The 13,968-nt window shown below is 72.0% G+C and carries 10 protein-coding genes; 6 read left to right on the forward strand and 4 right to left on the reverse strand.

Annotated elements, in window-relative coordinates; all coding sequences use genetic code 11:
• Nucleotides 1–69: 69 nt before the first annotated feature.
• Both AB0D44_RS32845 and AB0D44_RS32850 read right to left on the reverse strand, forming a co-directional pair.
• Entirely contained in the window at nucleotides 70–1,983 is a 1,914-nt protein-coding gene (locus AB0D44_RS32845; protein WP_362598074.1) for an AAA family ATPase, read from the reverse strand.
• A 344-nt stretch (nucleotides 1,984–2,327) separates the two neighbouring features.
• Nucleotides 2,328–2,963 (reverse strand): hypothetical protein, encoded by a 636-nt coding sequence (locus AB0D44_RS32850; protein WP_362598076.1) that lies wholly within the window; start codon nucleotides 2,961–2,963, stop codon nucleotides 2,328–2,330.
• Between the two features lie 103 nt (nucleotides 2,964–3,066).
• On the opposite strand from AB0D44_RS32850, the gene AB0D44_RS32855 reads away from it, so the two are divergent.
• From AB0D44_RS32855 to AB0D44_RS32880, 6 genes are all read left to right on the forward strand, one after another.
• A complete protein-coding gene (locus AB0D44_RS32855) occupies nucleotides 3,067–4,428 on the forward strand; it encodes a peptidase C39 family protein (RefSeq protein WP_362598078.1) in 1,362 nt (453 codons plus the stop codon).
• A 98-nt stretch (nucleotides 4,429–4,526) separates the two neighbouring features.
• Nucleotides 4,527–4,958, forward strand: coding sequence for an SPW repeat protein (locus AB0D44_RS32860; protein ID WP_362598081.1), 432 nt, complete (start codon nucleotides 4,527–4,529; stop codon nucleotides 4,956–4,958).
• A gap of 137 nt (nucleotides 4,959–5,095) precedes the next feature.
• Nucleotides 5,096–5,257 carry an SCO1431 family membrane protein gene (locus tag AB0D44_RS32865; RefSeq protein WP_362598084.1) on the forward strand — a complete coding sequence of 54 codons (162 nt, stop codon included), beginning with the start codon at nucleotides 5,096–5,098 and terminating at the stop codon, nucleotides 5,255–5,257.
• Nucleotides 5,258–5,658: 401 nt separating this feature from the next.
• Nucleotides 5,659–6,435 (forward strand): class I SAM-dependent methyltransferase, encoded by a 777-nt coding sequence (locus AB0D44_RS32870; RefSeq protein ID WP_362598087.1) that lies wholly within the window; start codon nucleotides 5,659–5,661, stop codon nucleotides 6,433–6,435.
• A 326-nt stretch (nucleotides 6,436–6,761) separates the two neighbouring features.
• Nucleotides 6,762–7,457: a TetR/AcrR family transcriptional regulator gene (locus tag AB0D44_RS32875; RefSeq protein WP_362598090.1), complete on the forward strand. Its 696-nt coding sequence runs from the start codon at nucleotides 6,762–6,764 to the stop codon at nucleotides 7,455–7,457.
• Nucleotides 7,458–7,604: 147 nt separating this feature from the next.
• The gene (locus AB0D44_RS32880; protein WP_362598091.1) at nucleotides 7,605–8,777 is read left to right on the forward strand and encodes an acyl-CoA dehydrogenase family protein; all 1,173 of its coding nucleotides are present in this window, start codon (nucleotides 7,605–7,607) and stop codon (nucleotides 8,775–8,777) included.
• Nucleotides 8,778–9,323: 546 nt separating this feature from the next.
• On the opposite strand, the gene AB0D44_RS32885 is transcribed toward AB0D44_RS32880, so the two are convergent.
• Entirely contained in the window at nucleotides 9,324–9,536 is a 213-nt protein-coding gene (locus tag AB0D44_RS32885; RefSeq protein ID WP_362598093.1) for a hypothetical protein, read from the reverse strand.
• Nucleotides 9,537–9,558: 22 nt separating this feature from the next.
• Nucleotides 9,559–13,968, reverse strand: a 4,410-nt coding sequence (locus tag AB0D44_RS32890) for an RHS repeat-associated core domain-containing protein (protein ID WP_362598095.1), incomplete at its 5' end; no start/stop codon positions are given.

Below are 13,968 nucleotides of genomic sequence, written 5' to 3' on the forward strand. Positions count from 1 at the left end.
CCCCCGGGGGGCGTTGGCGGCGGGGGGGCCGGGGGCCCGGCCCCCGGCAGCGGCGCCGCGCCCGGCCGGCTACAGCGGCGGCGGCTCCGGCCGGTCCTGGGGCCCGCGCCCCGACAGGACCTCTCCGTAGGCCTGCATGAGGTCCGGCAGCCGCAGCGTCGCCAGGTCGTCACGGGACGGCTCGCCGGGAAAGCCCGCCAGCCGCAGGTCCCGGTACGCGCAGCTCTTCTCGTACAGCGTCCGCAGGAACCGCCCGTTGCCCAGCTCGTCGATCCAGCCCTGCTCCACCACGTGCCCGCTGATGCTGCGCAGCTCCTCCAGGGCCTCCTCGTCCCAGCGGTCCCCGTTCGCGTCCGCCAGCACCCCGCCGATCGCGGTCAGCTCCGGCGGCCGGTAGCTGGGGAAGTCCACCCGGGAGGTGAACCGCGAGGACAGGCCCGGATTGGCGGCCAGCAGCCGGTCCATCCCGGCCGGATATCCCGCCAGGATGACCACCAGGTGGTCCCGGTTGTCCTCGGCCCGCTTCAGCAGCACCTGGAGGGCCTCGTCCCCGTACGCGTCGCCTTTGCTGTAGCCCGAGTTGGACAGCGAGTACGCCTCGTCCACGAACAGCACCCCGCCGATCGCCGAGTCGATCAGCTCGTTCGCCTTCACGGCCGTCTGGCCGAGGAACTCGCCCACCAGATCAGCCCGTTGCGCCTCCACCAGGTGGTCGCCGCCCAGCAGCCCCAGCGCGTAGAACACCCGGCCCAGGATCCGGGCCACCGTCGTCTTGCCCGTACCGGAGGGCCCGGAGAAGACGAAGTGCCGTTTCGGCGGCTGCACCGGAAGGCCCTGAACGGCCCGCAGCCGCGCCATGTGCAGTTGCGCGGACAGCGCCTTCACCTGCCGCTTGACCGGCTCCAGCCCCACCATCCGCTCCAGCTCCGCCAGCGCCTCGGCGAGCGCCTGCGGGTCCGCGGGTCCGGCCGGCAGCCCCGCGGGCGCACCCTGCGGCGGAATGGACGCCTTGCGCCGTACGCCCTCCACCCGGCCCGCGGGCGGCGTCGCCGCGCCCAGCGGATCGGGCTCCGCCTGCCCGTCCGCCGCGATGTCCTGGACGGGCCCGCCCCCGCCCAGCGCCACCGCCGCGAGGTCCCCGCCCGCCGGGGGCGGCCCGTGCCCGCCGTAGCCGCCGAACCCGGAGTACCCGGCCATCCCCGCCATGCCGTCGGTGTCGTCGCCGTCCTCGATGGCCGTCAGGCGGGCCGCGGTGTCCATGAACGAGGGGTCCACCCGGTGCACCGCCCGGTACAGCGGCAGCGCCGCCGCGCTGCGCCCGGTGCCCTCGTGCGCCCGGGCCAGCCAGTACCGCAGCTCCTTGCGCTGCGGCTGTTCGCTGCGACATCGCATCAGCGCTGCCGACAGCATCGGCTCCGCCTGCCCGTACATCTCCAGCCGGACCCGGGCCATCCCGCCGAACAGCCCCGCCTCGATGCCCAGCAGCGGATCGTCCACCAGCGGCTCGGTCTGCCGGACCAATTGCTCCCAGTCCTTGACCAGGTAGGCCCGGCAGGCGTGCAGGAACCGCACCTGCGGATCGGTGTCCACCGGGGGCAGGGCGGCGAGCGCCTGGTCGAGCTCGGGCACGTGGCGGCCGTCCAGCCAGTGCGAGGCGTGGGCCAGCAGCAGGTCCCGCCGGCTCTCCAGTACCGGCTGCACCCACCAGCCCAGCCAGTACCAGGAGTTCAGCGTCCGCCGGTGCCGGGCGCGCTGTTCGCCGAAGCGGTCCCGGTGGGCGTACATGCGCAATAACGCGTCGGTGGTGTCCACCCGCAGCGCGTGCAGCCCCAGCCAGGCGTCGGCCATCGTGGGGTCGAGCCGCACGGCCGCCCGGAACTCCTCCTCGGCCTGCGGGTAGGCGCCCATGGTGCAGGCGTCGACCCCGCGCAGCCAGGCGAGTTCGGCCGGGGCGTGCGTGCTGCCCGGCGTGCCGAAATCCATCACGTCCCCCACAAGCCTGCCCCCGTGGTGCGCGGCAACCCCCGCTTCGAGCGCGCGCGTTGCCCTGCGCCGATGAAATCAGGGCTGCATCGTACCTGCGGTTTCGCACCTTACGTAGGGTGCGAGGGGCAGGGTTAGGGGGTGTGTCCCCCGCGCGCCCGGTGACTGAGGGTGAGGGTGCGGCAGGGCCGGGGGCAGGACGAAGCCCCCGATCACGGGGGAACGATCGGGGGCTCCGTGTGCGCGGAGGCCGGTGAAAGCCCCGCATTGAGAACGTAAGGCCGTGGCGGTCCCCAGGTCAAGCAGGTCGGTGGAGCCCCGGCGGAGCGGACGTGCGGGAGGGCTCAGGCCCGGGGGAGTCCGTTACCTTCGGTGACGGAAGCAGGTGTTCGCGGGGTCGCACGCGTCCCGGAAGACCACTCGTATCCCGTACCGCTCTGGCGTACCAAGGTGTCGGCGAAGGGGCGCGAAGGGTCGTCCGAGAAGTGCGCGAGCTCCGCGCGCTCCCATCCGTCCCAGAAATCGGAAAGTTCACGCCCGTCCCGGTTTCGCCCCCGCCCCCACGACTGCTCGCGCGGCGTCTCCATCCACAGCAGCCGCGCCAGGTGCGGGCGCAGCGCCCGCCGCCCGGCGCCCACCCCCTCGAGGAGGAGCACCGGTGCCGGCTCCAGCACGCGCTCCGGGCCGAAGCGGCGCTCCACCCAGTCGTAGGGGGCCCAGCGGGCGGGCCGCCCGGAGGCCAGCGGCTCCAGCACCTGCGTCCGCAGCCGCTCCTGCCAGCCGAACAGCTCCTCGTGGGTGGCCACGTCGTCCAGGTGCAGCACCGGGGCCCCGCCCAGGGCGTCCGCCAGGCGCGCGGCGAAGGTGCTCTTCCCGGACCCCGCGTGCCCGTCGATCCCGACGAGCCGTACCGGGCCGAGGGACGGGGGCACCGCGGCGAGTTCCCGCGCGAGGGGTTCGAGTGACAGGTGCGGCTCCACCCGACCAGCGTAGACAGGGCCGACACGAGCCGCGGCTTCGGCCCGCGGCTGCCGGGAAAGGTGAAACTACCGAAGCACCGACCCACCCTGGGGGAACCCCGCGATGACCGCACCCACACCGCGCAGGGCCGTACTCGTCGCCGCACTCGCCGTCGCCACGGCGGCCACCGCAGCCACCGTCTCCAGCGGCACTGCCTCAGCGGCCGCCCCGTCCTCCCCCCGGGCCTCCGGCCGGAGCGTCGACAACCGTTTCTGGTTCTCGTACCGCCACTGGCTGGCGGGGGCGCACCAGGGCACCGCCGCCGTCGACGGCGCCCGCCCGGGCCTGGAGATCAGGACCCCGGCGGGCCGCACCGAGTACGCCGACCCGCACACCGGCAAGAAGGGCGTCTGGGAGTACGCCACCTGGACCTCCCCGGTGCACCGCTCGGCCGTCCCCGCCACGGAGGCCGTCGCGTCCTGGAACGCCCGCACCCCCGCCGGGACCTGGATCCGCATCGAACTGCGGGCCACCTACCACGACGGCACGTTCACCCCCTGGTACGTCATGGGCCGCTGGGCCTCCGGGGACGGTGACATCCGCCGCACCTCCGTGGACGGCCAGACCGACGGCCGGTCCACCGTCTGGACCGACACCCTGGCCGTCGACACCGCGGCGGGCGGCCCGCGCATCACCGCCTGGCAGCTGCGCCTGACCCTGTACCGCAGGCCCGGAGCCGACCGCGGGCCCACCGTGTGGCTCGCCGGAGCGATGGTCTCCGACGTCCCGGACCGCTTCACCGTCCCCGCGTCGACCCCCTCCGGGCAGGCCCACGAGCTGAAGGTCCCGCGCTACTCCCAGGAGGTCCACAGGGGGCGCTACCCCGAGTACGACAACGGGGGAGAGGCGTGGTGCAGCCCCACCTCCTCCCAGATGGTCGTCGAATTCTGGGGCCACCGGGCCGCCGCCGCCTCCACGGCCTGGGTCGACCCGAAGTACTCCGACCCGCAGGTGTGCCACGCGGCCCGCTCCACCTACGACGCCGCCTACAAGGGCTGCGGCAACTGGCCCTTCAACGCCGCCTACGCCGCCACCTACCCCGGGCTCGCGGGCGTCGTCACCCGCCTCGCCTCCCTCGCCGACCTCGAGGTCCTGGTCCGTGCCGGGATCCCGGCCATCACTTCCCAGTCCTTCCTGGCCGAGGAGCTCACGGGCGCCGGGTACGGCACCGCGGGCCACCTGATGACCGTCACCGGGTTCACGGCCACCGGGGACGTGGTCGTCAACGATCCCCACGCACCCGACAACCCGTCCGTACGGCGTGTCTACCAGCGCCGCCAGTTCGAGAACGCCTGGCTGCGCACCAAGCGCCACAACGCGTCGGGGAAGGTCGTCTCCGGTCCCGGAGGGGTCTGCTACCTCTACGCGCCGACCGTGCCGGACCCGGCCCGGACCGCGGCCCTGCGTGCGGTCGGAGTGCTCTGAAAACGCCCGGAAACCCACCTTTGACCCGATGCCCCGGATAGGTGGAACATAATGGGGTAAATGGCACATAAAGGCTTCTCAAGGAGAGGCGGCACGCCATGACCACCCATTCGAGCATCGAGCACCACCCCGACCTCGCCGAAATGCGCACGCGCTTCGAGCGGGTGACCAGCACCCCCGCAGCGCAGGCCGTGGAGGCATTGTCCCTGGTCACCGGCCTGTACCTGGCGGCCTCCCCATGGATCGCCGGGTTCAGCACCCTCACCCCGCTGGCCATCAACAACCTGATCGCCGGCCTGGCGTTCTGCCTGTGCATGGGCGGTCTGGGTTCTGCCTACGAACGCACCCACGCCATGGCGTGGACCGCGGTCGCCCTCGGTGCATGGACGATCATCGCCCCGTGGGCCATCGCCGGTGAGATGGACACGACCCGCACGGTGGTCAGCAACATCATCACCGGCGCGCTCGCCCTGTGCCTCGGCCTCGCGATGGCGGCGATGGCCCGCCGCGAGAGGGAGGCCCGCATGTGACGGGGATGCCATAGGGCTCCCCTCGGCCGGGCCCCGGCCGCCTCCCTCCGGGCGGCCGGGGCCCGGCGGCGTGACGTGCGCCACCAGTGACGCCCGTCTCTACCGCGAAGGCCGCGAACCCTGGCACATTGGACACCATGACCGCCCACAGCGCCGCAGCCGCAGCCGACGCCCCCGCCCGCAACCTCGTCCGCACCGGAGGTCCCAAGGACGACGGATCCTCCTGGCTCGAGCACGTGCTCGGCTGGACGCTCGTCGTGGTGGTGGCCATGTTCGTCACCCAGGTCGGCTGGCTGTAGCCCTCCCCGCACCTCCCCCTCCCGCCGCACTCCGCGCGCCCGTCACGTTCGTCGTGGCGGGCGTTTTCGCGTCCCCGGACGGCGGGGCCGTTTGACGGCGGTGGATCACCTGCACTATTCCCGGGAGGTGGCCGAGGCCCCGGCGGCCACCCCGCACCCGACCCGAAGGCCGTGCACATGGCGTACCGGCGGCCGGATAGCGAAGGACTCCTGGCACCGAGCCCCGGCGTGGGCACCTCCGTACGGCGCTCCTCCGTCCACCCGGGCCCGGACCGGGAGGACCCACGGCGGCGCCACCGGCGGCGCCACCTGCGCCACCGGCGTCACCTTCACCATCGCCCCGGCCGGGACCCCACGACCACCGGCGTCCGCACCCCCACCCCCTCCCCAAGGGACCCCTCATGGCCACGAAGAAGAACCTTCAAGCCGACCGCACCAGCCTCTCCCACAAGGTCCGCTACGCACTGGGACACCCGACCCGCATCGCTCCGTACGTCCGCCGCGCCGCACGCGACGCCTGGCTGCGCCACAAGCACCCCGACCACGTGTCGTACTACCGGGCCGTCATGGCCCACGACACCGGCCGCAACCCGGAGGCCGCCGTCGGGAGCCAGAGCCACGACCGCTGGCTGGCCCTGGGCAAGATGCAGTTCGACTACCTGCTGGAACACGGCCTCACCCCCGCCCACCGCATGCTCGACATCGGCTGCGGCAACCTGCGGGCCGGCTGGCGCTTCATCGAGCACCTCGACCCCGGCCACTACTACGGCATCGACATCTCGCCCGACATCCTGATCTCCGCCAAGGAGACCCTGACCCGGCAGCGCCTGCAGGACAAGCTGCCGCACCTGACGCTCACTGGCGACCTCACCCTGGACTTCCTCCCCGACCGCCACTTCGACGTGGTGCACGCCCACAGCGTCTTCTCCCACTCCCCGATCGCGATCATCGACGAGTGCCTGGCACACGTGGAACGCGTACTGGCCCCGGGCGGCTGGTTCGACTTCACCTTCGACCGCACCGAGGGCACCGAGCACCAGGTCCTGCGGGAGGACTTCTACTACCGCACCGAGACCCTCGTGGACCTCGCCGCGCGGCACGGCCTCAAGGCCCGCTTCATGGACGACTGGGAGCGGCTCGGCCACGGCCAGTCGAAGATCCGCGTCACGGCCGGCTGACCCGCGGACCGCGCCCGTCCGCTGCCCCCCGTCCGCGGCCGCGCCGCGCCCCCGCGCGCGGCGGCTCCGTCCGCGGGATCACGAGGATTCCAGCCCCAGCCCGTCGGTGACGATCACATCGGAGGTGACGAGCGCCTGCTCGGCCGTGACCCGGGTCATGAAGACGAACGGCGAACCTTCCCCGGGTCCATGACCGTGCCGGTGTCCTTGCCGAAGCCCTTGCTCATGATGGTGCCTCCCGTACGTCGTCCCGAGCGCAGGGGAAGTGCTGTCAGGGTGCTGCCATACTTCAGCCGTCCGGTGGCAGTTCGAGGCTAGGGCCGAATTTGAATAATAGTCAACAGCGCGGCAAGACGGGTCGTTCGCAGGTCCGCAGGGCCGAACTCATAGCGACCGGGCGCAAGTTGTTCGCCGACACCTCGTACGACGCACTGTCCGTGGACGACATCGCCAAGCACGCGGGCGTCGCCAAGGGGCTGATCTACTACTACTTCAAGAGCAAGCGCGGCTACTACCTCGCCATCGTCGAGGACTCCGTCTGCGAGCTCGTCGCCCGCGCCGCCGGGGAGCCCGACCTCCCGGCCGCCGAGCGGGTCCGGCGCACCGTCGACGGCTACCTGTACTACGCCGAGCACCACCACGCCGCCTACCGGACCATCGTCACCGGCGGCGTCGGCTCCGACGCCGAGGTGCTGGCCATCCGCGACGCCGTCCGCGAGGAACTGGTCGCCACCATCGCCGAGGGTGCCTACGGGCAGCGCACGCTCCCGCCGATCGCCCGGCTCGCGCTCGTGGGCTGGCTCTCCTCGGTCGAGGGGATCACCCTGGAATGGACCGGCGCCCTCGGCGCGGGCGCGGCCGATCAGCCCGACCGGACCCGGCTCGGGGCCCTCCTGGTGCGCCAGCTGCGTACGACGTTGGAGGTCATCGAGGAGTTCGTCCCGGAGTGCCCCGCTCCGCCCACAACCGGGGAGGCCCCCGGATCACGGGATGATCTTGCGCCGGTGACGGGAAGCCCCTGATCGGGCATACTCAACCCGCCGCAGCCGCTGAACAGCCCCTTCCGTGATCCGGAAGGGCAGCATCGGCTGTGAGAGCACCGAGATCCGGCGGCGCGTCCCACACCTCACGCGTCGCCGCCGTGCCCGACCAGGGAGGAGAGCGCCGCCATGACAGACCGCGCCCCGCAGACGGTGGACCGTCAGCTGCCCACCGAGGAGTCCCGGGACCTCCTCGCCCTCGTACGTGAGATCGCGCAGCGCGAGGTCCGCCCCAAGGCCGCCGAGGAGGAGGACGCCGGGCGGTTCCCCCGCGAGGTCTTCACCCTGCTCTCCGACGCGGGGCTCCTGGGCCTCCCCTACGCCGGAGAGTTCGGCGGCGGCGAGCAGCCCTACGAGGTCTACCTCCAGGTCCTGGAGGAGCTGGCCGCGGCCCGCCTGACCGTCGGCCTCGGCGTCAGCGTGCACTCCCTGGCCTGCCACGGCCTGGCCGGCTACGGCACCAAGGAGCAGCAGGCCGCCCACCTGCCCGACATGCTCGGCGGCGGGCTGCTCGGCGCGTACTGCCTCTCCGAGCCGGCCGCCGGCTCCGACGCCGCCTCGTTGACCACCAAGGCGGTGCGCGACGGCGACGACTGGATCATCACCGGCACCAAGGCGTGGATCACCCACGGCGGGGTCGCCGACTTCTACACGGTCCTGGCGCGCACCGGCGTCGAGGGGCCCAAGGGCATCACCGCCTTCCTGGTCCCCGGCGACGCCGAGGGCCTGACCGCGGCCGTGCCCGAGAAGAAGATGGGCATGAAGGGCTCGCCCACCGCCCAGCTGCACTTCGACGGGGTGCGGGTTTCCGACGCGCGCCGCATCGGCGAAGAGGGCCAGGGCTTCGGCATCGCCCTGGCCGCGCTCGACGCCGGGCGCCTCGGCATCGCGGCCTGCGCCATCGGCGTCGCGCAGGCGGCGCTGGACGAGGCCCTGGCGTACGCGCTGGACCGCAAGCAGTTCGGGCACCCGATCGCGGACTTCCAGGGGCTGCGCTTCATGCTGGCCGACATGGCCACCAAGATCGAAGCGGGTCGCGCGCTCTACCTCGCGGCGGCGCGGCTGCGGGACGCGGGCAAGCCGTTCTCCCGCCAGGCGGCGATGGCCAAGCTGTTCTGCACGGACGCGGCGATGGCGGTCACCACGGACGCGGTCCAGATCCTCGGCGGCTACGGCTACACCGCGGACTTCCCGGTCGAGCGGCTGATGCGGGAGGCGAAGGTGCTCCAGATCGTCGAGGGCACCAACCAGATCCAGCGCATGGTCATCGCCCGCCACCTGGCGGGGCCGGAGACGCGCTAGTCGCGCAGGTCGTCCGCGTGCGGTTTCCGCCCGGCGGCTGCCGGGCTGCGGGGCTGCCGGGCTGCCGGCGCCGTGGGCGCGGGACCGGGCCGGGTCCGCGCGCCCCGCTCGCGGGTCAGCCCCCGAAGAGCGGGCCGTTCGGCCAGATCGGGGAGGAGGCGATCCGGGACCACTCCGGATCGCGCCGTCCCGGCACCGTCCGGCCGTCCTCGGTCCAGCGGGCGACCAGCGCACTGTAGATCGGCGGGTCGGGAAACCGCTGCCGCGGCCCGGACCCCGGCCCCTGCTGAACCGATTCTTCGTAACCGGACAGCACCTGCCGCCGTCGGCGTCCCGTCCGTGGCGTGGAAGTCTCAACCGTGGTCATGCCGGGGCAACGCGGCAATCCGCCCCCGGGTAATCGCCTGGCCCGTCCGGGGATCCGTTCGAGGGGTACCCGCCCGCCGTACAGATCCACGTGCACCGCAGCGGACGATCCACGCGAAAAGCCGGTGCCGCGCAGCGATGAGCTGCGCGGCACCGGCCGTCGTGCTTCGTGCCAGGCGGTTATGCGTCGGTCGGAAGGTCGGCCTTCGTTCGCCGGTGCTTGATCCAGCTCCAGCTCTCACTGACCGCCGACACGGTGATGACGACGAACAGCCCCTTGTAGAACAACTCCACCGGGCTGAGGTCCGTCACGCTGTCCAGCGTCAGGGACGCGGCGATGGCCCAGATGACCCACACCTGTACCAGGGCCCTGTTCCGTCGGCTCTTCGTCATGTCGCACCCTCTTCCCGTCGCATCAGAACCTACCGCGCCACTTCCGGTAGGCGGTCTTGCGGTAGGTGTACGGCGTCGTGGAGTTGACGAAGTACGCCTTGCCGTTCCCGATGAACCGGCTGGTGTGCCGGTACAGGTTGCGACCGTGCCACAAGGTCCTCTTCGTGCTCTTCACCACGTACCCGGTGAGGGCGCAGTTGCGGAAGCCGCCCGAGCTGCAGGAGCGCCTGACGTACTTGAACGTACGCACGGGGTTGCGCACGTGCCGCCACCGCAGCCTGAGCGAGGCCTTGAGGACGGGGCCCGCGTACCGGAAGGACGCGACACCGAGGCCGAACATGACCGCGGAGTGGAGCATGTCGACGCTCGCGTGCCGCTGGCGCTGCTGGTTCCACCACTTCTTCGGGCTCCACCACCTGCCGTCGAGGTCGTACTGGTTGACGGGGTCCCCGGGGTAGGCGTAGGCGTTGTCGCCGCCGCCGTACACGGGGTCGGTGCTCAGGAAGCGCCCGGTCGCCGGGTTGTAGAGGCGGACACCCATCAGCATGACGCCGGTCAGCGTCTCGCTCGAGCGCTGCTTGGCACCCAGCCAGTTGTAGCGGGTGGCCGCCTGGCCGGCGCGCGGGTTGCCGAACTCGTCGTTGTCCAGGGCCACCGGCGGCTTCGAGACATCCAGCGGAAGCTGGAGCGCCACGTCGCCGTGGATGTTGGTGAGCTGGAGGACGACGTCGCCCGTCGTGCTCGTCGTGGCGGCCAGGTCTCCCGAAGCCGAGTCGACGTTGCGGGTCAGCGCGCCGGAGCCCAGGTCCTCCGTGATCCAGCGCGGGTTGTCGCCGTCGCTGTCGTAGTGGTTGGTCTTGACGCCGGTCTGGGTCCAGGCCGATCCGCTGTAGCTCTCGGTCTTCCAGGACCGGAAGCGGTGGTTGGCGTCGAGCTGCCAGGTCTGGCGGTTGCTGCCCGCGACCTGCTGGTGCACCAGGTCGTTCGCGTAGTAGCCGATGGTGGAGCCGGGCAGTGCCGAGGTGCGGCCGAAGGCGTCGTAGGTGTAGCCGCTGTCGGTGATGCGGTCGGCGCTGTCGTAGGTGTGGCTGGTGGCCGTTCCTCCGGTGGTGGGGCAGTCCGCGCCGGGGGTGCCGACCGCCGCCGTCAGGGACGTGCGGTTGGTGCGCTTGTCGAGCGCGTAGCTCCGCTTGGTGCAGACCGTGTCGGCCGTTTCGTCGACGGACGTCAGGCGACCGACGGCGTCGTAGCCGTAGCGCTGCCCCGACCAGCCCGCGTGCGCGCTGACCTGGCCGTGGATGGACTCGGTCGTGCTGTCGGACACGACGACCGTGCCGTCACTGTCGCGGGTGTACGTGCGGTTGACCGTGGCGCCGGTGGTGTCCTCGGTGACCTTGAGGGTGTAACCGCCGGGCAGCTTCTCGCTGGTGACCGAACCGTCGGCGTCGTAGGTGGCCTGGAAGACACCGGCGACGGAGTCGCTGGTCTTCGTCGCCATGCCGCGGGGCTCGATGGCGTGGTCGTAGGTGTACGTGACCGTCGAGGGCGTGCTGTCGCTGACCTTGACCTTGCGGTCCAGGATGTCGAACTCGCTGGTCGTGGTGCCGCCGTCGGCGTCCGTGTACGAGGTCTGGCGTCCGAGCTTGTCGTACGCCCTCGTGATCGTGCCGCCGGTCGGCGAGACCGTCTTGACGGGCCGCCCGCTGGCGGGGTCGTACTCGCTGGTGGTGTCCGGAACGGGCTCCCCGACACCGCCGGTCACGGCCACGGTGGTGGATCGGCCGGCGCCGTCGTAGCTGGTGGTGACGGTGCGGCTGACGCCGTTCGCGGCAGAGGTGACCTTGGCGGGATTGCCCCACCAGTCGTACTCGGTGGTGGTCTTGGGCAACTCGGCCGGGTTGGAGCCGCCGCCCGTGATGACCCCGCCGGGCCCCGTGGAGCAGATGAGGTCGGCCCACTCGGGACGGCCCTGGCAGGCGCCGGTGCCCGTCGCGGACCAGTACGCGGTGACGCGGGTTCCGGCATCGCTCCCGTTGGATCCGGGCAGGAGCTGCTTGACCACGCGCCCCTGGTCGTCGTACTCGGTGGTCTCGGTGATGGCGAGGCCGCCCGGGTCCTTGACCGTCTGGGTGGGCAGGCCCTTGACCCAGTCGTACACCGTCTGGGTCACGCGGTTCTCACCCTGGACCGCCGGGTACTCGCGCACCTGGGCGCCCGAGGTGACCTTGGTGATCTGGTCCCTGACCTTCGCGGTGCCGTCGGTGGGACGGCCCGCGTCGTACTCGTTCACGCTCCAGGCGCGGGCGGTGACCGAGGTGCCCGCCGTGACCAGGGTGGTCGCACCGGACTTCAGGTCGGCGGTGAGGTCGATGCGCCGCAGCGGACCGAACTCCTCCAGCTCCCGCGTGCCGTTCTCGTTGTAGACCGAGGTCGTGGCGAGCAGGTTCGCGCGCTCGGCCGAGGACAGCGACGTGATGCCCAGATCCGCCTGGACGGCGCGGTCGGCGGCCGAGATGCCGAGCGCGACGGCCCGGTTGGCCGCGGACAGTTCCCGCACGGCGTTGCCGAAGCGGTCGTGCTCGGCGGTGGAGATGTGCCCGCCGGGGGTGGCGGAGTTGACCTCGCGCCCGGAGACACCCAGGTAGGTGACCTCGGCGCGCCCGTAGGAGGAAGAGGTCAGCGAGTCACCGGAGTGGCCCGCCGGCACCGCATCCGCGGGGAAGACCGCCGCGGCATCCGTGGGTGCCTCGGTCTGGCCCCACGCCTTCACGTCCGCCGCCCCGAGGGCGTACGGCGCCTTGGCGCCGGTCAGCGGGACGTCGTAGACGACCGAGGTGGACGCGGTGCCCTCCAGGACGTCGGACGTTCCCTGCTTGATCCCCGAGCGCGAGGCCTTGAGCAGCATGCCCTCACCGGCGGTGGCGGCATTGCCCGCCTGGCCGTAGGCCAACGTCCAGGGGAGCTCCCCGGCCGTGGTGAGGCCGGTGACGCGTCCCGCCGAGTCGTAGCCGTACTCGGTCTTCAGCGAGGGCGTGATCAGCGGGTTCCACGTCTGCCGCAGTTTGCCGTCGCTGTCGTAGGTGTACGCCTGCACCGTCTTGGACGTGGCGGAGCCCGCTCCGGGCTCCGTGGACCACAGCCGGATCTCCTTGACCTGGTTGGCGTAGTCGCCGAAGGCCAGGGCGGTGGCGGTGGTGGAGTTCGCGTACACGAAGTCCAGGACGCGGCAGCCCTTCGTCGACGCGTCGGCGGTGCACGCGGCGGCACTGACGGCCGGGGTCGGGGCGATGACCCGCTTGGGGCGGACCAGCTTGGTGCTCCCGACGGTCACCGCTTCGGAGACCACCGTGGTCGTGGTGTTCTGGAGACCGTTGAGCAGGGTCGAGGTGACCTGCCAGGTTCCGACGGCCGGGTCGATCTTGGTGAACTCGGTGACCGAGCCGTCGGTGTCGGACAGCGTGAACGAGCCGGTGACGCTGCCGGTGAGGGTCAGGTCCTCCGAGCCGGGCTCGGGAATCCAGCCGTTCTTCGCCGCGTTCGCGGTGAAGTGGATGGGGTCGCCGTCGGCGTCGATCACGTCGACGGCCGTGTCCGAGAGCTTGCGAAGGCTGCCGTAGAGCGACTCGGTGGCGGCCGCCGTCGTACCGGAGACCCACTCCTTGCCGAAGATCGCGACCTGGCCCTCCTGCTTGGCGCCCTTGTCCGGGGTGCGGGACGACGCCGTGCGGGTGACGGACAGGCCGAAGGCCGACACGTCGGTGCCGGAGAGCGTGTAGTCACCGGTCAGCAGGTTGACCGAACCGGGGCCGACGTTGCTGGATGCGGCGCCGTCCGCGTTCCGGTCGACGATCACGGTCAGCGGGTCGGTGGCGCCGGTCGCCGAGTTCGGGCCGCTGAAGTCGGCCTTGATCTGGACCGTTCCGTCGGGGTTGACGGTGTCCGTGGCGTTCCACACCAGCGGCGGGTTCTTCCCGCCGGTCATGGCCACCGGCCAGGACGTGAGCGGGTTTCCGCCGGCGGTGACGTGACCGGCAGGGATGGCGGTCCAGGCGTCGGCCTCGGAGCGGCGCCAGGAGAACGACACGTTGTTGAACTTGTTGCCGTCGGCCTCGGCCACCAGCGGGAGGCGGCGGGCGGTGCGCTCGTTGGCGGACGGCTGGACGAAGCCGCCCGGACCCGCGTGGAAGGTGTACGCGGCCGCGTCGGACTTGTTGTCCGCCTTGTCGACCGAGCGGACCTGCAGGGTGTGGGTGCCGTCCTTCGGCGGTGCGATCGACAGCGTCTTGACGCCGCCGGTGCCGCCGGTCTCCACCTTGGTCCAGGTGGTGCCGTCGAGCGACCACTCGAGCCAGTGCTGGTCACCGGCCGGCGGGGTCACCGTGAAGGCGCCCGGCTGCCCTGCGCCCTTGACCCAGGCGTTGGACGGGTAGTC

It is taken from the genome of Streptomyces sp. NPDC048349, from assembly GCF_040651925.1.
GTDB lineage: Bacteria > Actinomycetota > Actinomycetes > Streptomycetales > Streptomycetaceae > Streptomyces.

What these genes read in the sequence shown, in the direction of transcription:
- AB0D44_RS32845 (WP_362598074.1), bottom strand. Translation starts at nt 1,983, where the DNA reads ATGGATTTCGGCACGCCGGGCAGCACGCACGCCCCGGCCGAACTCGCC.
- AB0D44_RS32855 (WP_362598078.1), top strand. Translation starts at nt 3,067, where the DNA reads ATGACCGCACCCACACCGCGCAGGGCCGTACTCGTCGCCGCACTCGCC.
- AB0D44_RS32860 (WP_362598081.1), top strand. Translation starts at nt 4,527, where the DNA reads ATGACCACCCATTCGAGCATCGAGCACCACCCCGACCTCGCCGAAATG.
- AB0D44_RS32865 (WP_362598084.1), top strand. Translation starts at nt 5,096, where the DNA reads ATGACCGCCCACAGCGCCGCAGCCGCAGCCGACGCCCCCGCCCGCAAC.
- AB0D44_RS32870 (WP_362598087.1), top strand. Translation starts at nt 5,659, where the DNA reads ATGGCCACGAAGAAGAACCTTCAAGCCGACCGCACCAGCCTCTCCCAC.
- AB0D44_RS32880 (WP_362598091.1), top strand. Translation starts at nt 7,605, where the DNA reads ATGACAGACCGCGCCCCGCAGACGGTGGACCGTCAGCTGCCCACCGAG.
- AB0D44_RS32885 (WP_362598093.1), bottom strand. Translation starts at nt 9,536, where the DNA reads ATGACGAAGAGCCGACGGAACAGGGCCCTGGTACAGGTGTGGGTCATC.